Source organism: Streptomyces sp. NBC_00310, from assembly GCF_036208085.1.
Lineage (GTDB): Bacteria > Actinomycetota > Actinomycetes > Streptomycetales > Streptomycetaceae > Streptomyces.
The window spans coordinates 179,138-201,095 of the sequence record NZ_CP130714.1 but is presented as its reverse complement, the minus strand read 5'-3'; the positions used below and the strand labels follow the sequence as shown (position 1 = coordinate 201,095).

Genomic DNA, 21,958 nt, shown 5'->3' with positions numbered 1-21,958 from the left:
GTCCCGCCTTCCATGTCACCAGCCGAGCAGCCCGGCCAGCCGTTCCCGATGGTGTGCGGCGCCGCCCAGCAGGACCGCGTCCGACTGGGCGCGCCGGAAGTACAGGTGCGCGTCGTGCTCCCAGGTGAAGCCCATGCCGCCGTGGAACTGCACGCACTCGGCGGCCACGGAGACGAACGCCTCACCGCACCACGCCTGCGCCACCGCCGCCGCCTCGGCCGACGCCTGAGGCGAGCCGTCCGCCAGAACCGCGCGCACCACGGCCGACCGCGCCGCCTCGACCTGGAGCAGCATGTCGGCGCAGGCGTGCTTGACCGCCTGGAAGCCACCGATCGCCCTGCCGAACTGGGTACGGTCACGCACATGGGCCAGCGTCATGTCCAACGCGGCCTGCGCACCGCCCAGTTGCTCGGCGGCCAGCGCCACCAGGGCCACGTCCAGGGCACAGGAGACGACATCCGCCCCCTCACCTCCGGCGGTCAGCGCCCGGGCCCGGACCCCCGAGAAGGTGACCACCGCCTGGCCCCGGCTGAGGTCCAGCGTGGGCACGCGACGCACCGTGACCCCCGGCTCGCGCGGGTCGACGAGGAAGAGGTCCACGCCGTCGGCCCCGGCCGCGGCCACCACCAGCGCCTCGGCATCGGCGCCGTCGAGGACGAACGGCGCGGCGCCGTCCAGCAGCGGAACGCCGCCCCGCCAGGAGACGGCCACCGGCACGGCGTCGGCCCGCCATGTCCCGTCGGGCGCGGACACCGCCAGGGCATGCACGACGCCCCCGGCCAGCTCGGCCAGCGCCTTGTCGGCCGTACCGCAGCCGGCCAGCACCTGCCCGGCCAGCACGGTGGAGGACAGCAGCGGGACCGGGGCCAGCGTCCGGCCCAGCTCCTCGCAGACGACGGCGATCTCGGCGAGGCCGCCGATGCCCCCCGCCGACCCGGGCAGGCCGAGGGCCGCGAGGCCGACCTGCCTGCCGAGGGCGTCCCACAACCCGGCGTCGATGCCGGGAGCCTCCTCGGACATCCGGCGTACGGCGGCGGTGCCGCCGGCGTCCGCGCACACCGACCTAACGGTCTCGCGCAGGTCCTCCAGCTCGGTGTCCGACAGGGCCGTGCCCTCGGTCGCGGTGCTCGTCATCGTGCGCTCCCGCCCTCGTCGTGCCGCTCCTCGTCCTGCCGCTGCTCGTCCTGCCGCTGCTCGTCCTGCCGTCGGCGCAGGACACTGTGCGCGGCCGCCATCCGGGCCACCGGCACGCGGTGCGCGGAACAGGAGACGTAGTCGAGACCGAGGTCGTCGCAGAACGCGATCGACTCGGGATCCCCGCCGTGCTCACCGCACACGCCCAGCTTGATGCCGGGCCGAACGCTCCGTGCCCGCTCGGCCGCCAGGGCGACCAGGGCGCCCACCCCGTGCGGATCGAGCCGGGCGAACGGGCTGGCGGTCAGGAACCCGCGCTCCTGGTACGAGGCGAGCACCTGGCGTTCGACGTCGTCCCGGGAGAAGCCGTAGGTGAGCTGCGTGAGGTCGTTGGTGCCGAAGGAGAAGAACTCGGCGTGTTCGGCGAGCTCGCCGGCCAGCAGCGCGGCCCGCGGGGTCTCGATCATCGTGCCGAGCCGGTACGGCACCTCCACCCCGGTGCGGGCGGCGACCGCGTCGGCGGCACCGCGTACGTACGCGGCCGCTGCGGCCAGCTCCTCCGGCATGCTGACCAGCGGGATCATCACCTCCAGCTCCGGCCGTACCCCGGTGGCGGCGACATCGGCCCAGGCGGTGAACAGCGCCTCGGCCTGCGCCGGGTAGAGCCGCTCGTGCAGCAGCGCGAGCCGCACTCCGCGCAGCCCGAGCATCGGGTTCGCCTCGCGCAGCGCGACGGCCCGCTGCTCCTCGGCCGCGTCCAGGGCCTGCCCGGGGGCGGGCAGGAACTCGTGCAACGGCGCGTCCAGCAGGCGCACGGTCACCGGGCGGTTCCCCACGGCGGCCAGCAGCGCGGTGAAGTCCTCGTGCTGGGCGCGCTCCAGTGCGAGCAGCGCCTCGTCGCGGGCGGTCGGGTCGGCGGCCAGCAGCACCCGGCGGATCAGCGGCAGCCGCTCGCCGAGGAACTGGTGCTCCGTACGGCACAGCCCGACCCCCTCCGCGCCCAGGGCGAGGGCGGTGTCCACCTCGGCGGCCGTGTCGGCGTTGACCCGCACACCCAGTCGGCGCACGCCGTCCGCCCACTCCAACAAGGTGGACAGCTCGGGCGGCGGCCCGGCCACACTGACGCTCAGCGTCCCCGCGTAGACGGCGCCGGTACGGCCGTCCAGCGAGACCGGATCGCCCTCGCGCACCACCCGCTCCCCGAAGCGGACCGTCCCGGCGGCCAGCTCCACGCGCAGCCCCTCGGCGCCGCACACGGCGGGCTTGCCGGCGCCCCGCGCAACCACGGCGGCGTGCGAGGCGATGCCGCCACTGCCGGTCAGTACGGCGACGGAGGCCAGCATCCCGGGGACGTCCGCCGGGGTCGTCTCGGCGGCCACGAGCACGACCTGCGTACCGTCCGCGGCCAGTTCGAGGGCACGTTCGCTGGACAGCACGACCGCTCCGGTCGCCGCCCCCGGCGACGCGGGCAGCCCTCTCACCAGGAGCTCCTCCCCGCCGGTCAGCCGGAGCTGGGGGTGCAGCAGTTCCTGCACCTGCGCGGGGGTGATCCGTCGTACGGCCTCCTCGCGGGCGAGCGCCCCGTCCCGGGCCAGGTCCGCGGCCAGACACACCGAGGCCCGCAGCGGCGGGCGGAGTTGCGCCGAGGCGGCGAGCAGCGAGATCTCGTCGTCGCGCACCTCGAAGTCGACCGACACCGGTGCGCGCAGGTGCCGCTCCAGGGTGAGCAGGGAGTGCTCGAGCAGCGCGGTGCCGCCCGCGAGCCGGTCCAGCGGTTCACCGGTGTCCGGCGGCGGGGCGCTGCGGCGCACTCCCCGGAAGAAGGAGCCCCGGGGGGAGAGGCGCCCGGTCTCGGGATCGCGGCTGACGGCCGTGCCGTAGCCGGAGTGGTCCGCCGGACCGATGCGCAGCGCCTGCACATGCAGGGCGAGGGCCAGCTCGGCGGGGAGCCGCTGGGCCCGGCGGGATCTTCGCGCACGTGGTGAGTCCCACCGGCCGAGAAGGGCGCGGGCGGCCAGCGCGAGCTGCTGCGCCGGGTCGTCGGGGAAGGGGTGGGAGCCGTGCTCCGCCACCAGGGACAGCAGCACCTCCACCCGTGCCCGTGGCCCGGGCGCGTCCAGGAGGGCGTCGTCGAGCACCGCGCCGGGCACGTCGAGGGCGTACTCGGCGATCATGCGCACGGTGGCGGCCCACACCTCGTGCAGTGCGTCCGCGCGCCCGATGACGGCGCACAGGTCGTCGGCACGGGCCGGGGCGATGCCGAGACAGGCCAGGTCGGGCGGCAGTCCGGCGATCTCGGTCGGCGCGCTCGCCGACAGGCGCAGCAGCAGCGGCCGGGCCGTGTCCCCGATCCGCCGCCCCGCCAGCTGTTCGACCAGCTCCACGGCGGCTTCGGCGGTGTCGGAGTCGCACAGTGACGCGGCGGCACCGGCGGGCACGGTGAGCCCCGGCACGACCGGCAGCCCGAGGGCCACCAGCCGGTCCATCGCCGCGCCGTGCGCACCCAGCTCGTCGGCGTCCAGGCCCCGGATACGTCCCTGCCCGTAGGGGACCAGGATCCGGCCGGGGGCCCCGGAAGGCGTGAGGGGAGCCGCCTCGGCCCGGGGGAGAGGGGCCTCGGCCTGCGCGAGGGGAGCCCCGGACCGCGCGAGCGGAAGGCCGGACTGTGCGCGCGGGTCCGCCTCGCGGTCGGTGACGCTCAACCCCGGCTCCCCGTGACCAGCTCCTCTTCACGGGCCTCGTCCTCGGCCCGGCTGATGTCCAGCACCAACAGCAGCTCCTGGTGCAGCCGCATCCACACCGTGTGGTACGAGTCGCACAGCGGCGAGGCCAGCCACTCGGGTGCGCCGTCGTCGAAGCGGTCGAGGGCCTCCGCCAGGGCCGTCAGGTAGCGTCCGCTGCCCGCGAGGACCAGGTCCAGCCTGCGCAGCACGGGCTGGATGGCCTCGTGCACGTCTTCCAGCGACTCGCGCACCCCGGCGTCGTAGACGTCGTCGGAGTGGTCGTTGACGGTGCCGTCGGGGCGGCACTGCCATGCCGTGCACACATCGCGGATCTTCCGGTTGACCGGCAGGAACGCCTCGTACGCGGCGGTGATCCGTTCTTCCTGCTCGGATCCTGCGGGAACCCGCAGGATCCGCGCGGCGACGGCCTTGGCGGGCTCGGTCGGCAGCACCACCGGCCCCTTCACCATGGCCAGGCCGGCGTCGACCAGCGGACGGTGCTCGGACTCCGGCCGGCCGCGCCACATCCCCCGCAGAACGAGGTCGACGACGGCTTCGGTGAGGGGCCCGTCGAGAGTGTCCGGAAGGCCTACGGCAGCAGATTGCATCGCCACACCTTTTCCCCGGTTCTGTGGTGACCGGTTCCATCGGTTCTGTGTTGCCCGGAGGTTACGCCTCGGCGGACGTGTTAGTGAAGAGGGTCTCAAGAAACACTTTCGGATTCCCTGTCCGCGGCCCGGTCGTCGCCCGCCTTCGGGCGGCCCCGCGCGGTGAGGAACGACGCCATGCGGTCCTGCGCCTCCGGGCCGTCCGCCAGCGCGGCGATCGACCGCGCCTCCTCGTCGAGGTGACGGCGCAGGTCGTCACCGGCGCCGGCGCGCAGCAGACCCTTCGCGGCGCGTAGCGCGTCACCGGCGCCGGCGGCGAGATCGGCCGCGGCGCGGTGTGCCGCGTCGTCCAGTTCCCCGTCGTCCACGCACCGGGAGACCAGGCCCCATCGTTCGGCGTCGTCGCCGGTCAGGACCCGATTCGTCAGAATCAGGTCCGCCGCCCTGCGGGGGCCCACCAGGCGCGGCAGGAACCAGGAGGCCCCGCAGTCCGGCGTGAGGCCGATCGCCGTGTACGCCAGCCGGAACCGCGCGGACCGGGCCGCCAGCACGATGTCGCCCACGAGGGCGAGACCGATCCCGCCGCCCGCGGCCGCGCCGCGCACGGCGGTCACCAACGGCACCGGCAGGTCGTACAGCGCCTGTATCGCGGCGTGCGCGGCGCTCGCCACGGCGTGCACGTAGGCGCCGGTCCGGGCGCCGCGACCGGCGAACGCGCGCAGGTCACCGCCCACGCAGAAGCTGCCGCCCGCGGACCGCAGCAGGACGGCGCCGCCCGGGTCCGCGGCCACGTCGGCGGCCTTGTCCCGCAGTGCCTCGGCCGTCCTCAGGTCCAGGGCATTGCCCCGCCCCGGATCGTCGAGTCTCAGCTCGACGACCCCGCCGGGATGGCGGACGATCCGGACCGGCTCGGTGCTCACGGTCGGACTCATGGGCGTTTCTCCTGTCGTCTTCCCGTCGCCGGGTGCTTCCCCGCAAGATACTGAAGACGCTATACAGTTTCTAGGACGCGACGGGCACCGATGCCCGTACGCCTGCCGGCGGGAGGCCCCGTGCCCATCCAGTTCGATATCGATCCGACCGTCGCCCAACTCGCCGAGTCCACGGCCGCGTTCGTGCGCGAGGTGGTCATTCCGGCCGAGCGTGAGTGCGGCGGTTCCGTGCACGACGCCCCCGAGGCGCTGCGGGAAACCCTGCAGAAAGCCGCCCGCCAAGCGGGCGTGTTCGCTCCGCACGTGCCGACCCGCTGGGGCGGACACGGGCTGGACCTGCGCGGGCAGGCGGTGGTGTTCGAAGCGGCGGGCTACTCGCTGCTCGGACCGCTGGCGCTGAACTGCGCGGCCCCGGACGAGGGCAATATGCACCTGCTGGAGAAGCTCGCCACCGAAGAGCAGAAGCAGACGTATCTGCGTCCACTCGCCGCGGGCGGGACGCGGTCCTGCTTCGCCATGACCGAACCGGCTCCGGGCGCGGGTGCCGACCCCCGTTCCCTGCGCACCACCGCGACCCGGGTCTCCGGCGGCTGGCGCCTCGACGGACGCAAGTGGTTCATCACCGGTGCCCAGGGAGCCGGTTTCGCCATCGTCATGGCCCGCACCTCCGGCAGCCCCGGCGACCCGGGCGGCGCCACCATGTTCCTGGTCGACGCCGACACTCCCGGCATGCGCCTCGTCCGCACCATCGAGACGCTGGACGAATCGCTCTTCGGCGGGCACAGCGAGATCGTCTTCGACGCGTGCGTGGTGGGGGAGGAGCAGGTGCTCGGTGAGGTGGACCGAGGTTTCGAAGGTGCCCAGGTCCGGCTCGGCCCCGCCCGGATGACCCACTGCATGCGCTGGCTCGGGGCGGCCCGCCGAGCCCAGGACGTCGCTCTGGAACGGGCGGGCAGCCGGATGGCGTTCGGCTCGGCGCTGGGAGACCTCGGCATGGTCCAGCAGATGCTGGCCGACTCCGAGATCGACATCGAGGCGAGCCGCGCCCTGATCCTGCGGACCGCCTGGGAGCTGGACACCGGCTCCGCCGCCGCCTCCCAACTCACCTCCGTGTCCAAGACCTTCGTGGCGGAGGCGGTGAACCGGGTGGTCGACCGGGCCGTGCAGATCTGCGGAGCCCTCGGCATCTCGGCCGACGACGCCCCGCTGGCCCGACTGTTCAGGGAGGTACGGCCGTTCCGGATCTACGACGGCCCGTCGGAGACGCATCGCTTCGCCATAGCGCGCCGCGCGGTACGGCCCTACCGGCAGCCGCGCACGGCTGCGGCCGACGCTGAGGCGGCTGAGGCGTAGGCGTAAGGCGGCTGAGACGGCTGACGACGGGGGTCGACGGGGGAGGTGTCCCGAGTGAATGCCTGTGTGAACCGTTGACTCGGAAGCGCTTCGACTCTACCGTCCGTCCGAATTCACGAGCACAGTTCGGCATTTCGGACGACTGAGGGATGGGCCGTGACCGATGAACCACGCCTGAGCAGAAGGAAGTTACTCGTCGGCACCGGAGGGCTGGCGCTGGGCGCGGCGGGATGTGCCGCGCCCTCCTTCGGTGCCGAGGGGAAGGCCCGGCTGCGTTACTGGCACCTCTTCGGTGGAGGCGACGGGGCCAATATGACCGCGCTGGTCGACGCGTTCGCCGAGGAACACCCTGATATCGGCCTGGAGGCGACCCAGCTACAATGGGGTACGCCGTACTACACGAAGCTGGGCATGGCGGGGGCCGGCGGACGGGCGCCCGAGGTCGCGGTGCTCCACCTCGCACGGCTCGCGGGGTTCGGGCCCGGGCGGCTCCTCGACCCCTTCGACCTGAACCTGCTGCGCGAACTGGGCGTGGGGGCCGACCAGTTTCCCGAGGCCATCTTCGAGCGCGGCACGGTCGACGGGCGGCAGTACGCGATTCCGCTCGACACCCACCCCATGGTGCTCTACTACAACACCGACGTCTGTGCGAAGGCCGGGCTGCTCGGCGACGATGGTCAGCTCCGACCCGTCCGCGGTGCGCGGGAGTTCATGGACGCCCTGCGCACGGCCAAGAAGACCACGGGCGCGCCCGGGCTGTGCGCCGAGACGACCGGACCGGACTGCGTCACCCCCTGGCGGCTGTTCGCCACCTTCTACGCACAGCTGGGCGGCACGGTCCTGTCCCCGGACGGCAAACGCCTCGCACTCGACGACGCCAAGGCCCTGGAGATCCTGGAGTTCATGGCCCGGCTCACGGCGGAGGGGCTGATGGCGCGCCGCCTCGACTACCCCGGGTCCATCGGGGTGTTCAACGCCGGCAAGACCGCCTTCCACCTCAACGGCGAGTGGGAGGTGTCGACCTTCACCGCCGCCGGGCTGCCGTTCTCCATGACCCGCGTACCCGCGCTGTTCGGGCGTCCCACCGCCCAGGCCGACTGCCACGCCTTCGTGCTCCCACACCAGGACGGCCGCTCGGACGGGGCGAACGAGGCGGCCCACACCTTCGTCGCCTGGATGCTCCAGCACTCCGTGGACTGGGCCAAGGGCGGCCACGTACCGGCGTATCTGCCCACGCTGACGCGACCGGACTATCTGGAACTGGAGCCACAGTCCGCGTACCGGTCCGTCATCGACGACGTGGCCCTCGACCAGCCCGCCTGGTTCGCGGGCTCCGCCTCGCCGATGTGGATCCAGCTGGGCGCTGTCTTCTCCGGGGTACTCACCGGATCGCGCACGCCGTCGGGCGCCCTGCGCGAGGCGAAGAAGCGGCTGCGGAAGCTGCTCGACACGCCCGATCCGCTCGACAGCGGCCCCGGCGGCCCCGGCGGTCGTGCTCTCGGCAGCGAGGCACTGGTCGGCGAAGGAGGTGCCGCGTGACCACGACGACGACCACGACCGTGGTCCCGGTCCCGGCGGAGCAGCCGACGCAGAAACCCGTCACCGTCCGCCGCAGGTGGACCGAGCACGGTCTGGTGTTCATCGCTCCCTTCTTCCTCACCTATGCGCTGTTCCTGCTCTGGCCGCTGGTGTCCGGCATCGGCATGAGCCTGCGCAGCGACAACATCACCGGTGAGGGCGGGGAGTTCGTCGGTTTCGACAACTACACGGAGGCCTTCCGGGATCCCCATGTCTGGTCGTCGCTGGGGAACACGATCTGGTTCACGGTCCTGTCCACGGTCCCGTTGGTGGTGACGGGCCTGGTCCTCGCCCTGCTCTCGCACCATCTGCGGTTCGTCCAGTGGCTGTGGCGGCTCTCCTGGTTCGCGCCCTTCCTCCTGCCGTCGGGCGTGATCGGGCTGCTCTTCCTCTGGGTGATCTTCCCCTCCGACTTCGGCTTCGCGGACCAGCTGCTCGCCTGGTTCGGCCTGCACCCGGGGATCGGCTGGCTGACGGACGAGCGGTACGCGATGCTGTCGATCGTGGCGGCCACCGTCTGGTGGACGGTCGGCTTCAACTTCCTTCTCTACCTGGCCGCGTTGCAGTCGATTCCGCGACACCTGTACGAGGCGGCGGAGTTGGACGGCGCGGGCGCCTGGCAGCGGCTGCGGCATGTGACCCTCCCCCTGCTGAAGCGCACCACGGGAGTCGTCCTGGTCCTCCAGATCCTGGCCTCCCTCAAGATCTTCGACCAGGTGTACATCATGACCGGAGGCGGCCCCGACGACTCGACCCGCCCGATCCTCCAGTACGTCTACCAGTCCGGCTTCACCGGTTACCGCATCGGCTACGCCTCGGCGGTCTCGTACCTCTTCTTCGCCCTGATCGTGATCGTGTCGCTGGTGCAGCTGCGGTTCTCGCGGCGGAGTGGAGAGTCGGCATGAGCGCCTTGCTGTCAACGGACGAGGGCCGCAAGGTCCGTTGGACCCCGGGCCGACGTGTGATGCTGGCCGCGGCGCTGCTTCTGGCGGTGGTGTGGGTCCTTCCTCTGGCCTGGGCCCTGGCGACGTCCTTCAAACCGGAAGGCGAGGCGACACGGACACCCCTGCGCTGGCTCGGCTCCCACTTCACCTTCGACGCGTACCGGAAGGTGTGGGAGGCGGGCGACATCGGGCGCTGGATGTTCAACACGGCGTACATCTCGGTGATGACGACGATCCTGACGGTCCTGCTGTGCGCGATGGCGGCGTACGGCTTCTCGCGCACGGAGTTCCGTGGCCGCAAGGCGCTGTACGCCGTCGTCCTGGCCGGGATCATGGTCCCGCCCCAGGTCCTGATGGCCCCGTTGTTCGCGGAGATGGTGCAGCTGGGCCTGGTCGACACGTACTGGGGTGTGATTCTGCCCCAAGTCGCGGTGCCCGCCATGGTGTTCATCCTGGTCAAGTTCTTCGACGGCGTCCCCCGTGAACTGGAGGAGGCGGCCTTCGTCGACGGCGCGGGCCGCTGGCGCGTCTTCTGGACGATCGTGATGCCCCTGTCCCGTCCGGTCCTGGCGGCGGTCGGCATCTTCACGTTCATCTCGACCTGGAACAACTTCCTCTGGCCGTTCCTGGTGACCACGGACCCGGGCGGCATGACGCTCCCGGTGGGCCTGGTCAACGTCCAGACGTCCTACGGCCTCCGCTACGAGCAGATGATGGCGTCGGTCGTCATCGCGGGCCTGCCGCTCCTGATCGTCTTCGCGCTGTTCCAGCGGCAGATCGTGCGGGGGGTGGCGCACACGGGGTTGGCAGGGCAGTGAGGGGCGCCGCGGCCCGTGTGGCAGATGAGTCGTCGAACGCGGTTCGACGACCGTCGTGACGGGAGTCGCTGCGCGAACCGTTGACGCGCAAGGGGTTCGATTCTACGGTCCCGTTCGAAGTCGTGACCGGCGTTCATCATGTCGAACGTCTTCGAACGGGTTCGTCCCTCCCTCCGCCCCCACACATGGAGGATCCGCGTGAGCCGCACCTCCCGCAGAACCGCTCTCCTCGCCGTCCCCGCGGCGATCCTGCTCGCACTCGTCCCGAGCTCGGCGTCCGCGTATCCGAACCCGGGCACCGTCACCGGCTCGATCGTGGTCCACGACCCGACGATGATCCGCACCTCGGCGGGCCAGTACCTGCTGTACGCCACCGGCGGCGGCATCGGCAACCGCGCCTCCACCAACCGCATCGCCTTCACCGGCGGCGCGGACGCCTTCGCCGGCAGGCCGAGCTGGTGGCGCACCTACTCCTCCGTGCCGGAGGCCTGGGCGCCCGACATCTCGTTCCACGGCGGCAAGTACCTGATGTACTACTCCGTCTCGTCCTTCGGCTCGCAGAACTCGGCCATCGGGCTGGCCACGTCGACGACCGGCCGGCCGGGCAGCTGGACCGACCAGGGCATCGTCTACACGTCGAGTTCGTCGAACGACTACAACGCCATCGACCCGAACCTCTTCGTGAACGACGACGGCAAGTGGTGGCTGTCCTTCGGCAGTTGGTGGACCGGGATCAAGATGATCCAGATCAACCCGTCGACCGGGAAGCAGCTCTCGTCCAACACCACCCGCTACTCGCTCGCCTCCCGCCCCACCGGCACCAAGGCCGTCGAGGCCCCCTACATCGTCAAACGGAACGGCTACTACTACCTGTTCGCCTCGTACGACACCTGCTGCGCCGGCACCAGCTCCACGTACAAGGTCAAGGTCGGCCGGGCCACCAGCGTCACCGGCCCGTACCACGACAAGAACGGCGTCGCCATGATGAACAACGGCGGTACGCCTGTGCTGGAGTCGCACGGCCGGTACATCGGCCCAGGCGGACAGTCGATCATGAACGACGCGGACGGCGACCTGATCGTCTACCACTACTACGACGGTCAGGACAACGGCACCCCGAAGCTCGGCATCAACCTGCTGAACTGGAGCAGCGGATGGCCTGTCGCCTACTGACCCTGCAGGCTGCCCTGCCGCTCGCGGCGCCGCCCCTGATCGACCCTCGGTGAGCGCGGCCTCCCTTCTCCTGGTGCCGTGGGCGTGTGAGGCGGCGGTCGATCGCCGGCACCGACAGACGTGGGCCGCAGCCATGTGGCACCGGAACGAGTGCCGGGGGAACCCTGCCCGCGAGCGAGCCTCTCGGGCGCTCCAGGGTTCGCCGCCCCGGCTGTCGGCCGGACGCGCGGAAGGCCGCATGCCCCTGGCGTAAAATCGCAGGGTTTGTCCCTGCTCGGCACCAGACCCGTACGGAGCCTCCACCATGCCCGGTCCCCATGACCCGTACGTCCGCGTCCGCGGCGCTCGCGAGCACAACCTCAGGGGAGTGGACGTCGACATCCCACGCGACGCGCTCGTGGTGTTCACCGGCGTGTCCGGCTCCGGCAAGTCGTCGCTGGCGTTCGGCACGATCTACGCCGAGGCGCAGCGCCGCTACTTCGAGTCGGTGGCACCGTACGCCCGCCGTCTCATCCACCAGGTCGGCGCACCGAGGGTCGCCGAGATCACCGGTCTGCCGCCCGCCGTCTCGCTGCAGCAGCGGCGCGCGGCGCCCACGTCGCGCTCGTCGGTCGGGACGCTCACGAACCTGTCCAACTCCCTGCGGATGCTCTTCTCCCGCGCGGGCGCCTACCCACCCGGCGCGGAGCGCCTCGACTCGGACGCCTTCTCCCCGAACACGGCGGCCGGAGCGTGCCCGAAGTGCCACGGGCTCGGCCGCGTGCACCGTACGACCGAGGAGTCACTGGTCCCGGACGCCTCCCTGTCCATCCGCGAGGGTGCCATCGCGGCGTGGCCCGGTGCGTGGCAGGGCAAGAACCTGCGCGACATCCTCGACGCGCTCGGATACGACGTGGACCGGCCCTGGCGCGACCTGCCCGCCGACCAGCGGGAGTGGATCCTGTTCACGGACGACCAGCCGGTCGTCACGGTGCATCCGGTCCGGGACGCCGACCGCATCCAACGCCCCTACAAGGGCACGTACATGAGCGCCCGCCGGTATGTGATGAAGACGTTCGCCGACACCAGGAGCGCGGCCCTGCGAACGAAGGCGGAACGCTTCCTGCACAGCGAGCACTGTCCGGCGTGCGGCGGAAGCAGGCTGCGGCCCGAGGCCCTGGCGGTGACCTTCGCGGGCCGCACGATCGCCGAACTCGCCGCGTCACCGCTGGCGGAGCTGGCCGACCTGCCGGTCGGCACCTCCCCGACGGCACGTGTCCTCACCGACGACCTCAGGTCCCGCATCGAGCCGATCCTCGAACTGGGTCTCGGCTATCTCAGCCTGGACCGTGCGACGCCCACCCTGTCGGCGGGCGAGCTGCAACGGCTACGGCTAGCCACGCAGTTGCGGTCCGGACTGTTCGGCGTGGTGTACGTCCTCGACGAGCCGTCCGCGGGACTGCATCCGGCGGACACCGAGGCCCTGCTCACCATGCTGGACCGGCTGAAGACGGCGGGCAACTCGGTGTTCGTGGTGGAGCACCACCTCGACGTGATGCGCGGCGCCGACTGGCTGGTGGACGTGGGCCCACCCGCCGGCGAGCACGGCGGGAGGGTGCTGCACAGCGGGCCGGTGTCGGAGCTGGCCTCGGTCGCGGAGTCGGCGACAGCCCGCTTCCTCTTCGGGCACTCTCCCGCACCGGCCCGCCACAACCGTTCCCCTCGGGGACAGTTGAAGGTCGGGCCGGTGACCCGGCACAACCTGCGCGGAATCACGGCGGAATTTCCGCTGGGCGTGTTCACCGCGGTCACCGGGGTGTCCGGATCCGGGAAGTCCACGCTCATCGGTGAACTCAGGGAGGACGCGGCGGGTGTGGGACGGCTGGTGTCGGTCGACCAGAAGCCCATCGGTCGCACCCCGCGCTCGAACCTGGCGACGTACACCGGCCTCTTCGATGTCGTACGGAAGGTGTTCGCGGCCACTGACGGGGCGCGCGAGCGCGGTTACGGCGTCGGGCGGTTCTCCTTCAACGTGGCGGGCGGGCGCTGCGAGACCTGCCAGGGCGAGGGCTTCGTGAGCGTGGAGCTGCTGTTCCTGCCCAGCACCTACGCGCCCTGCCCGGAATGCGGCGGCTCCCGCTACAACCCTCGGACACTGGAGGTGACCTACCGGGGTCACACCATCGCGCAGGTGTTGGACCTGACGGTCGAGGCGGCGGCGGAGTTCTTCGCGGACATCCCGGCCGCCGCCCGCAGTCTCGGCACGCTGCTCGACGTGGGCCTCGGCTACCTGCGCCTCGGCCAGCCCGCGACCGAGCTGTCCGGCGGCGAGGCCCAGCGCATCAAACTCGCCGGCGAACTGCGACACGGGCGCCGCAGCCACACCCTGTACGTCCTCGACGAGCCCACGACCGGCCTCCACCCGGCCGACGTGGAGGTCCTGATGCGCCAGCTGCACGGCCTCGTCGACGCCGGGCACACCGTGGTGGTCGTCGAGCACGACATGGCCGTGGTCGCCGGCGCCGACTGGGTGATCGACCTGGGACCGGGCGGCGGCGACGCGGGCGGGCGGATCATGGCGGCGGGAACGCCGGCCGAAGTGGCACGGGCGGAGGGGAGCGCGACCGGACCGTACCTGGCTCGAACGATCACGCCGACAGGCTGAGACCGTGCGCCGCGAGGTGGCGAGCGCCTTCATCTGCAGCGGTGAGCACGCGGAGGTGTCGGCCGCCCTGCGGGAGGCGGTCGACGATGCGGCCGGAAAGAAACGCGATCGGACAAAGTCGATCGGTGGACGCGTCGAAGAGTGAGCTCTCCGAGGGTTCGCTGTCAAGGCTCTGCGGAGAACGCGTCGAGCGGACCTCTCCGGCCGGGGCCGTCCGGCCTGTCGAGGCAAGAAATGCTGTGCGTTCTCTTGACGCGGGAGTATGCGGCTGCGTAGACATGACCGCGCGGTCAGTGACCGCGCGGTCATACGGTTGACCTCGTTCGATGCATTCGGCCGTCGGGAGCTCTCATGACACGAGTGGTGGGGCGTGACGTGGGTTCCCCCGCGCCGCGCAGCGAGGACGTGGCTCGTGCGGCCGGGGTCTCGCGCAAGACGGTGTCGCGGGTCCTCAACAGCGAGCCGTACGTCTCCGACGAGGTCCGTCGACGCGTCCTCGAAGTCGCGGAGGAGCTCGGCTACCGCCTGAACCATGCGGCGCGGGCGCTGGCCTCCGGCCGGAGCCGGTCCATCGGTGTCGTGGCCCTGGGGACCGCCGGATACGGAACGGCCTCGCTCCTGGTGGGCATCGAGAGGGCCGTACGGGACGCAGGCTACGCGCTCCGTGTGGTCAACACGGTGGACGGTGACCCCGAAGGCATCGCCGGCGCCGTGATGTCGCTCCTCGAACAGGGAGTTGACGGTGTCGTCGTCTCCGAGCCCGTCGTGGAAGGGGAGGTGCCCGTCATGATCGACGCGCCCGTCCTCTTCCTGGGCGCGCCACCGGCCTTCGCCTCCGCCCGGACCCTGACCGTGGGCGTGGGCGCGTACGAACTGGCGAGGGCGGCCACCGCTCACCTGCTGGATCTGGGCCATGCAACCGTTCACCACCTTGCCGGTCCGCAACGCTGGTACGCCTCCACGGACCGTGTCGAGGGCTGGCGGGCGGCTCTCGCGGAACGGGGTGCGCCCGAACCTCCTCTGATCGAGGGTGACTGGTCACCCGAGTCCGGCTACGCGGCGGGCCGTGAGCTGGCTGCGGACGGCTCGGTGACGGCGGTGTTCGCGGCGGGCGACGAGATGGCGATCGGTCTGATCCACGCGCTGCGGGAAGCCGGCCGGCGGGTGCCGGAGGACATCAGCGTCGTGGGCTTCGACGGCAACCCCGTCTTCGCCTACGTCACCCCGCCCCTGACCACTGTGCGACAGCCCTTCGACGAGGCGGCACGAGAGGGAATCAGACTCCTCGTCCACGCCATCGAGACGCCCGACACCGACCTGCCTCCCGCGAGCGAGCTACCGGTCGAACTCGTCCTCCGCGGCTCGACCGCACCCCCGCCCTCCCGCCCGGGCCGGACGGCACCCGGTACCACCTGAGCCCAGCCCCGTCGCGCCCCTCCCTCTCCCTCTCCCTCTCCCTCTCCACCTCCACGTCGTCCGCCCGGTCGTACCGGTCGACGTCACCCCTCTACTCCGCCGTTCTGTGCCTGGACCCATCCGGTGCGCGGCGGGCCGTGATACACATCCCCATCCCTTCCCCCGGGAGCCGCAATGTCCCCTGCGCAGACAGACGCCAGACCTGGCGCCGTTCCGCGTTCCCGTCCCTTCTCCCTCCTGACGTTGATGGTCGCCCTGCTCGCAGCGGTGGCGACGCTGGTCCTGCCGGGCGCCGGCCGGGCGGACGCACTCTCGCGTCCGTCCCAGACGATGTACACGCCGCCGTCGAACGCGCCCTCACCCGGGTCGTACTATCCGCGGGCGATGCGACTGCAGTACAACGGCTCGGCCAACGGCACGATGCTCGCCACCTTCGAGCAGTACACCTCCGGCACGCCGGTCTTCCCGATCTACCGCAGCACCGACAACGGCAACTCCTGGACGAAGATCTCCGAGGTCGCCGACACCCAGAACGGCTGGGGCATGCGCTGGCAGCCCGAGCTCTTCGAACTGCCCACGGCGATGGGCGGCTTCCCCGCAGGAACGATCCTCGCCGCCGGGGCTTCCGTTCCGGCCGACCGCTCGGCCATCAAGATCGATGTCTATGCCAGCACCGACCGCGGACAGACCTGGAGCTTCGTCAGCAACATCGCCACCGGCGGCCCGGCATACGACCAGAACGGCAATGGCAACACTCCCGTGTGGGAGCCGTTCTTCCTCGTCGCCAACGGCAAGCTGATCGTCTACTACTCCGACCAGCGCGACCCCGACCACGGCCAGAAGCTCGTCCACCAGGTCTCCACGGACCTCCGCAACTGGGGCCCGGTCGTGGACGACGTGGCGATGCCCACCTTCAGCCAGCGCCCCGGCATGGCCACCGTCGCGAAACTGCCCAACGGCAACTACGTCATGACGTACGAGTACGGCGGCTCCCCTGCCGGCAACTTCGCCGTCTACTACAAGATCTCCTCCGACCCGGAGGCGTTCGACTCCGTCACGGGCATCCCCCTGCGGTCCACGGACGGTGTGGTTCCCACCAGCACTCCCTACATCACCTGGCTGCCGACCGGCGGCCCGAACGGCACCCTCGTCGTCGGCGCCTACAGCACAGGCGACCTGTTCCTCAACACCCAGAACGGCGCCGCCAACACCTGGACCCGCATCAACTCCAACGTCGCCCCCGGATACAGCCGGGGCATGCTCCCGCTGGCCGACGGCCACAGCCTGCTGGTGCTCAGCGGGGGGAGTGCGCGAAGCACCGGCGTCAACCCGGTCACGTACAGCACCATCGATCTGGGCGGCGGCATCTCGGACGGTGCCACCTACACCCTGTCCAACGCGGGCAGTGACCTGAGGCTCACCATCGCCGGCGGTTCCACCACCAACGGCACCGGCGCGACCCAGCAGAACTCCACCACCGCCACGGATCAGCGGTGGCGCTTCGTCCAGCAGTCGTCCGGCTACTTCAAGATCTTCAACGTGGCCAGTGGCAAGGTCCTCGGCGTGGAGAACCAGTCCACCGCCAACGGCGCCAGGATCCTGCAGTGGGACGACAACGGCACCCTCGACCACGAATGGGCCGTCGCCCCGCACCCCGCCGGCGGCTACACGATCACCAACCGCGTGAGCGGCAAGCACCTGGAGATACCCAACGCATCCACCGCCACCGGCACCAACGCCGTCCAGTGGAGCGGCACCAGCTGTGACTGCCAGCGCTGGGACTTCACCCAGACCGCCCTGCCGCCCCTGGGCACCGGGCAGTACATCCTCGTCAACAAGAACAGTGGCAAGTACCTCGACATCCCCCAGGGTTCCACCGCCACCAACACCGCCGCCAACCAGTGGCAGAACTCCGCCTGCGTCTGCCAACTGTTCACCTTCCAGTCCGCCGGCGGCGGAGCCTGGGCGATCAAGAACGTCAACAGCGGCCTCAACCTCGACATCCGCGACAGCTCCACCACCGCCGGAGCCGTCGTCGTCCAGAACACCCCCTCCGCCGCCGATTCACAGAAATGGACCCTCGTCGAAGCGGGCGACGGCTACTACGAACTCAAGAACGTCAGGAGCGGATTCCACGCCGGCGTCGCCCAGTCCTCCACGAGCAACGGCGCTCCGGTCGTCCAGTGGAACGACGTGAGCAACGACGACCAGCTCTGGAAGATCGTCCGCATCAACTGAACGGCCGTCAACCCACTCTGACCGGCCTCACGAAGGGCCCCTGCCGGCTCGGGATCGCGATGCGAACCGAGCGTCAGGGGCCCTTGCCACGCGTCGATCACGACGACTTCCAGCGGCTTCGAGCAGCAGAGAAGAATCTTGTTCCGGGTGATCTCGCGGGGCCGGATGCCTCCGTTGTGCGCGGCGATGAGGTCGATCACCCATTGACCCGTCCCGTTCACCGATCTAACCTCCATCTGCATACGTGGACGGCATCTGCATATGGGGATGAGAGTGATGGCAGGCATCAGCGCGGAGATCGCAGGGGTCGCCCAGCGGCTCCGTGACGGAATGACGAACGGGGTGCTGTCCTTCCCCCTCACGGGCTTCCGGGACGACGGCGGCCTCGACCTGGACGCCTACCGGGCGTACCTGGCCGACCGGTTGGCCACCGCACCCGGCGCGGTGTTCCCGGCCTGCGGGACCGGTGAGTTCTTCTCGCTGGACGAGGACGAGTACCGGGCGGTCGTGCGGGCGACGGTCGAGGTCGCCGACGGGCGGCTGCCGGTCGTCGCGGGCGTCGGCTACGGCTGGGCGCAGGCGCTGCGGTTCGCCCGTATCGCGGAGGAAGTCGGCGCGGACGCCGCGCTGGTACTGCCCCACTACCTGGTCGGAGCCCCACAGGACGGTCTGGTGGAGCAGCTGCGCCGCATCGCCGCCGGGACCCGGCTACCGCTGATCGCGTACCAGCGCGGCCAGGTCACGTTCACCGCCGACGGCCTGCGCCGGATCGCGCGGATCCCCACCGTCGTCGGACTGAAGGACGGACACAGCGACCTGGACCGGCTCCAGCGCCTCACCCTCGCCGCGCCCGAAGGCTTCCTCTTCTTCAACGGCGCCGCCACCGCCGAGATCCAGGCCCGCGCCTACGCCACCGTCGGTGTCCCCGCCTACTCGTCGGCCGTCCACGCCTTCGCGCCCGAGATCGCGAACGCCTTCTTCGCCGCCCTGCGGGACGGGGACGACGCCAGTGTGACCACGTACCTGCGCGAGTTCTACGTCCCGCTGGTGGAATTGCGCGACCGGGTGCCGGGGTACGCCGTCTCCCTGGTCAAGGCCGCCGCCAGGCTGCGCGGCCTCCCGGTCGGTCCGGTGCGTGCCCCGCTCACCGACCCCGGCCCTACCGACCTCGCCGACCTGGAGAAGGTGCTGGACCACGGCCTGAGCCTCGTCGGCGCCGTACGGCGATCCGCCTGACAGGCGCGGGCACGCTCCGTGCCCACCCCGACGAACCCGCGGGCGCCTGTCGCGCCGCCGGATGACCCGCGGCCCGGACCGGCCGCGGCCCCGGACCAACCGTGGCCCCGGACCAACCGTGGGCTGCACGCAGAGCCGCCGGAGCCTTCGACCGTCAACAGTTCAAAGGAGAACTGTCATGCCCCTGATCGTAGTCGGGATCAGTGTCCTGATCCTGCTGCTGCTCATGACCAGGCTCAAACTCAACGGCTTCGCCGCCCTCCTGCTCGTGGCCGTCGGCGTCGCACTGGTCCGGGGAATTCCGGTGGCGACCATCCCGGACGTCCTCTCCGAGGGCATCGGGGGCCAGATCGGCGACACCATGCTCACCATCGGCCTCGGCGCCATGGTCGGCCGAGTCATGGGGGACTCCGGCGCCGCGCAGCGGATAGCCGGCAAGCTCCTCGACGCCTTCGGTCCGCGCTGGGTCCAGGTGGCCATGGTGGTCACGTCCATGCTGATCGGCGTGACCATGTTCTACGAGGTCGCCTTCATCATCATCGTGCCCATCGCGTTCACCCTGGTCAGGGTCACCGGGGCGAAGCTGCTGTGGGTCGGTCTGCCGATGTCCATCGCGCTGTCCACCATGCACAGCTTCCTGCCGCCGCACCCCGGCCCCACCGCCGTCGCCGCGACGTTCCACGCCTCCGTCGGACTGACGCTGTTCTACGGCCTGTTCATCGCCGTTCCCGCCGGTGCGTTCATCGCCCTGACCTGGCCCCGTCTCCCCTTCGTCGGGGCGATGGACCCGGCCATCCCCAAGGGCCTGGTCAGCGAGCGCGAGTTCACCGACGAGGAGATGCCCGGCCTCGGCTGGTCGCTGTTCGTGGCGCTCTTCCCCGTGGTGCTGATCGTGGCCGCCGCCGTGACCGACATGGCCACCTCCGCCGAGAGCCCGTTCCTGAACGTCGTCGCCTTCATCGGCTCGGCACCGATCGCGCTGCTGCTGACCCTGTGCCTGGCGATCTGGGCGTTCGGGCCGCGGATCGGCCGGAGCCTGGAGGAGGTCGGCGCCTCCTGCACCTCGGCGGCGAAGGCGATGGCGATGATCCTCCTGGTGATCGGCGCCGGCGGGGCCTTCAAGAACGTCCTCGTCGAAGGCGGGATCTCCGACTACATCAAGGACACCACGGACAGCTGGTCCATCTCGCCGATCGCCCTCGCCTGGCTCGTCGCCGTCATCCTCCGCATCGCGCTCGGCTCGGCGACGGTCGCCGTCGTCACGGCCTCCGGCGTGGTGCTGCCGCTGTTGGCGGGCAGCGGGGTCCACCCGGAGATGATGGTGCTCGCCGTCGCCTGCGGCTCCATCGCCTGCTCCCATGTCAACGACCCGGGATTCTGGCTGTTCAAGGAGTACTTCAACCTCTCCGTCATCGAAGCGATCAAGGTCCGTACCACCTATACGACGGTGCTCGCAGTCCTCGGCCTGGGCGGCGTCCTGGTGGCCGAGTGGGCCCTCGACATCCTCCACCTCTGAACGCGCGACATTCCCGACCACCCGCACCACCTCACCGCAGAAGGGCACCCGATGAGCATCGGACAGCCGACCGTCACGGCGTTCTCCGTCTACCCGGTCGCCGGGCGGGACAGTATGGAGCTGAACCTGTCCGGCGCGCACGGCCCCTACTTCACCCGCAACATCGTCGTCCTCACCGACTCGGAGGGGCGTACCGGGCTGGGGGAGGTGCCCGGCGGCGAGAAGATCACACAGACGCTCCGTGATGCCGAACCCCTCGTCCTCGGGGCGAAGGTGGGCGACTACAAGCGCGTCCTGCGCGAGATCGGCGACCGGTTCGCCGACCGCGACACCGGCGGACGAGGCGCCCAGACCTTCGACCTGCGGACCACCGTCCACACGGTCACCGCCGTCGAGTCGGCGCTGCTCGACCTCCTCGGCCAGCACCTCGACGTGCCCGTCGCGGCACTCCTGGGCGACGGCCAACAACGGGCTTCGGTTCGGGTATTGGGCTACCTCTTCTACGTCGGCGACCCGGACCGCACCGACCTGGAGTACGTCCGTGAACCCGACTCCCCGGTGGAGTGGTACCGGATCCGGCACGAGGAGGCACTGACCCCGGAGGCGATTGTCCGCCAGGCCGAGGCGGCCTACGACCTCTACGGGTTCCGGGACTTCAAGCTGAAGGGGGGTGTCCTGGAGGGCGCCGAGGAGGTCAGGGCCGTACGCGCCCTCAAGGACCGCTTCCCCGAGGCCCGGATCACCCTCGACCCGAACGGCGCGTGGTCGCTGCGCGAGGCGATCGAGCTGTGCCGGCCACTGGTGGGCACGCTGGCCTACGCCGAGGACCCCTGTGGAGCCGAAGGCGGCTACTCCGGACGGGAGATCCTCGCCGAGTTCCGCCGCGCCACCGGCCTTCCCACCGCAACCAACATGATCGCCACCGACTGGCGCCAGATGGCTCACGCCCTGACCCTCCAGTCGGTCTCCATTCCGCTGGCCGACCCGCACTTCTGGACCCTGCAGGGCTCCGTGCGCGTGGCGCAGCTGTGCCACGCCATGGGCCTGACCTGGGGTTGCCACTCCAACAACCACTTCGACATCTCCCTGGCCATGGTGACCCACTGCGGCGCCGCGGCCCCGGGCGAGTACAACGCCCTGGACACCCACTGGATCTGGCAGGAAGGGCTGGAACGGCTCACCACCACCCCGCCGCGCATCGTCGGCGGCGAGATCGCCGTCCCGGACGCCCCCGGGCTCGGCGTCCACCTCGACATGGACCGGCTCCTCGCGGCCCACGACCTCTACCGGGAGAAGGGCTTGGGGGCACGCGACGATGCCGTCACCATGCACTACCTCGTCCCTGACTGGGAGTTCGACAGCAAGCGCCCCTGCCTGGTGCGGTAGAGGACTGTTCGATGCCCTGCCTTCGCTCGGGGCACGGTGAGCGCGACGGCTCCGTCCGACCGGGTGGGGGGCCGGTTGCGTCCTCCCCAGTCCTTCCAGCCCTTCCACCCCTTCCTCACTGTTCGAAGACGATTACCTCACTGTCGAACACGCAGAAATCTATGGTGGTCAGAGTAGACATTGGCCGGTGCTGTGGTTATGGTTTCTCTCGTAGCCCAGAAAGACAACAGGGCCCGGCAGACACGAACTGCCGGGCGGC

General features: G+C 70.8%; 16 protein-coding genes. 12 read left to right on the top strand and 4 right to left on the bottom strand.

All coding sequences use genetic code 11. The features are described 5' to 3' along the window. Positions 1 to 15: 15 nt before the first annotated feature. The 4 genes from OG202_RS00715 to OG202_RS00700 all read right to left on the bottom strand — a co-directional run bounded on the left by OG202_RS00715 (position 16) and on the right by OG202_RS00700 (position 5,397). Positions 16 to 1,134, bottom strand: coding sequence for an acyl-CoA dehydrogenase family protein (locus tag OG202_RS00715; protein WP_326573195.1), 1,119 nt, complete (start codon positions 1,132 to 1,134; stop codon positions 16 to 18). After that, the gene (locus tag OG202_RS00710) at positions 1,131 to 3,836 is read right to left on the bottom strand and encodes a putative PEP-binding protein (RefSeq protein ID WP_328222137.1); all 2,706 of its coding nucleotides are present in this window, start codon (positions 3,834 to 3,836) and stop codon (positions 1,131 to 1,133) included. Before OG202_RS00710 ends, OG202_RS00715 begins: the two co-directional genes overlap by 4 nt. Next, positions 3,833 to 4,465, bottom strand: coding sequence for a hypothetical protein (locus OG202_RS00705; protein WP_326573191.1), 633 nt, complete (start codon positions 4,463 to 4,465; stop codon positions 3,833 to 3,835). The genes OG202_RS00710 and OG202_RS00705 overlap by 4 nt, the downstream gene beginning before the upstream one ends. A gap of 95 nt (positions 4,466 to 4,560) precedes the next feature. Next, entirely contained in the window at positions 4,561 to 5,397 is an 837-nt protein-coding gene (locus tag OG202_RS00700) for an enoyl-CoA hydratase/isomerase family protein (protein ID WP_327731992.1), read from the bottom strand. A 120-nt stretch (positions 5,398 to 5,517) separates the two neighbouring features. On the opposite strand from OG202_RS00700, the gene OG202_RS00695 reads away from it, so the two are divergent. The 12 genes from OG202_RS00695 (at position 5,518) to OG202_RS00640 (ending at position 21,699) form a co-directional block, all read left to right on the top strand. Next, complete coding sequence (locus OG202_RS00695) at positions 5,518 to 6,750, top strand: acyl-CoA dehydrogenase family protein (protein WP_327731993.1); 1,233 nt, start codon at positions 5,518 to 5,520, stop codon at positions 6,748 to 6,750. Between the two features lie 156 nt (positions 6,751 to 6,906). Continuing rightward, entirely contained in the window at positions 6,907 to 8,289 is a 1,383-nt protein-coding gene (locus OG202_RS00690; RefSeq protein ID WP_327731994.1) for an extracellular solute-binding protein, read from the top strand. A 20-nt stretch (positions 8,290 to 8,309) separates the two neighbouring features. Continuing rightward, positions 8,310 to 9,233, top strand: a complete 924-nt coding sequence (locus OG202_RS00685) for a carbohydrate ABC transporter permease (protein ID WP_405895969.1) — start codon at positions 8,310 to 8,312, stop codon at positions 9,231 to 9,233. Further along, positions 9,230 to 10,090: a carbohydrate ABC transporter permease gene (locus OG202_RS00680; RefSeq protein WP_327731996.1), complete on the top strand. Its 861-nt coding sequence runs from the start codon at positions 9,230 to 9,232 to the stop codon at positions 10,088 to 10,090. The genes OG202_RS00685 and OG202_RS00680 overlap by 4 nt, the downstream gene beginning before the upstream one ends. 198 nt (positions 10,091 to 10,288) lie before the next feature. Next, positions 10,289 to 11,263 (top strand): arabinan endo-1,5-alpha-L-arabinosidase, encoded by a 975-nt coding sequence (locus OG202_RS00675; protein ID WP_327731997.1) that lies wholly within the window; start codon positions 10,289 to 10,291, stop codon positions 11,261 to 11,263. Between the two features lie 304 nt (positions 11,264 to 11,567). Continuing rightward, positions 11,568 to 13,907 carry an excinuclease ABC subunit UvrA gene (locus OG202_RS00670; RefSeq protein WP_328222136.1) on the top strand — a complete coding sequence of 780 codons (2,340 nt, stop codon included), beginning with the start codon at positions 11,568 to 11,570 and terminating at the stop codon, positions 13,905 to 13,907. Positions 13,908 to 13,911: 4 nt separating this feature from the next. After that, entirely contained in the window at positions 13,912 to 14,052 is a 141-nt protein-coding gene (locus OG202_RS00665; protein ID WP_326573179.1) for a hypothetical protein, read from the top strand. 206 nt (positions 14,053 to 14,258) lie between these two features. Further along, on the top strand, positions 14,259 to 15,323 hold the full coding sequence (locus tag OG202_RS00660; RefSeq protein WP_327731999.1) for a LacI family DNA-binding transcriptional regulator: 1,065 nt from the start codon (positions 14,259 to 14,261) through the stop codon (positions 15,321 to 15,323). Positions 15,324 to 15,497: 174 nt separating this feature from the next. Then, the gene (locus tag OG202_RS00655; RefSeq protein WP_327732000.1) at positions 15,498 to 17,561 is read left to right on the top strand and encodes an RICIN domain-containing protein; all 2,064 of its coding nucleotides are present in this window, start codon (positions 15,498 to 15,500) and stop codon (positions 17,559 to 17,561) included. 276 nt (positions 17,562 to 17,837) lie between these two features. Further along, positions 17,838 to 18,797 carry a 5-dehydro-4-deoxyglucarate dehydratase gene (locus OG202_RS00650; protein WP_327732001.1) on the top strand — a complete coding sequence of 320 codons (960 nt, stop codon included), beginning with the start codon at positions 17,838 to 17,840 and terminating at the stop codon, positions 18,795 to 18,797. A gap of 178 nt (positions 18,798 to 18,975) precedes the next feature. Further along, positions 18,976 to 20,313: a gluconate:H+ symporter gene (locus OG202_RS00645; protein WP_327732002.1), complete on the top strand. Its 1,338-nt coding sequence runs from the start codon at positions 18,976 to 18,978 to the stop codon at positions 20,311 to 20,313. 57 nt (positions 20,314 to 20,370) lie between these two features. Continuing rightward, a complete protein-coding gene (locus OG202_RS00640) occupies positions 20,371 to 21,699 on the top strand; it encodes an enolase C-terminal domain-like protein (RefSeq protein ID WP_327732385.1) in 1,329 nt (442 codons plus the stop codon). The last annotated feature ends 259 nt before the right edge of the window (positions 21,700 to 21,958 follow it).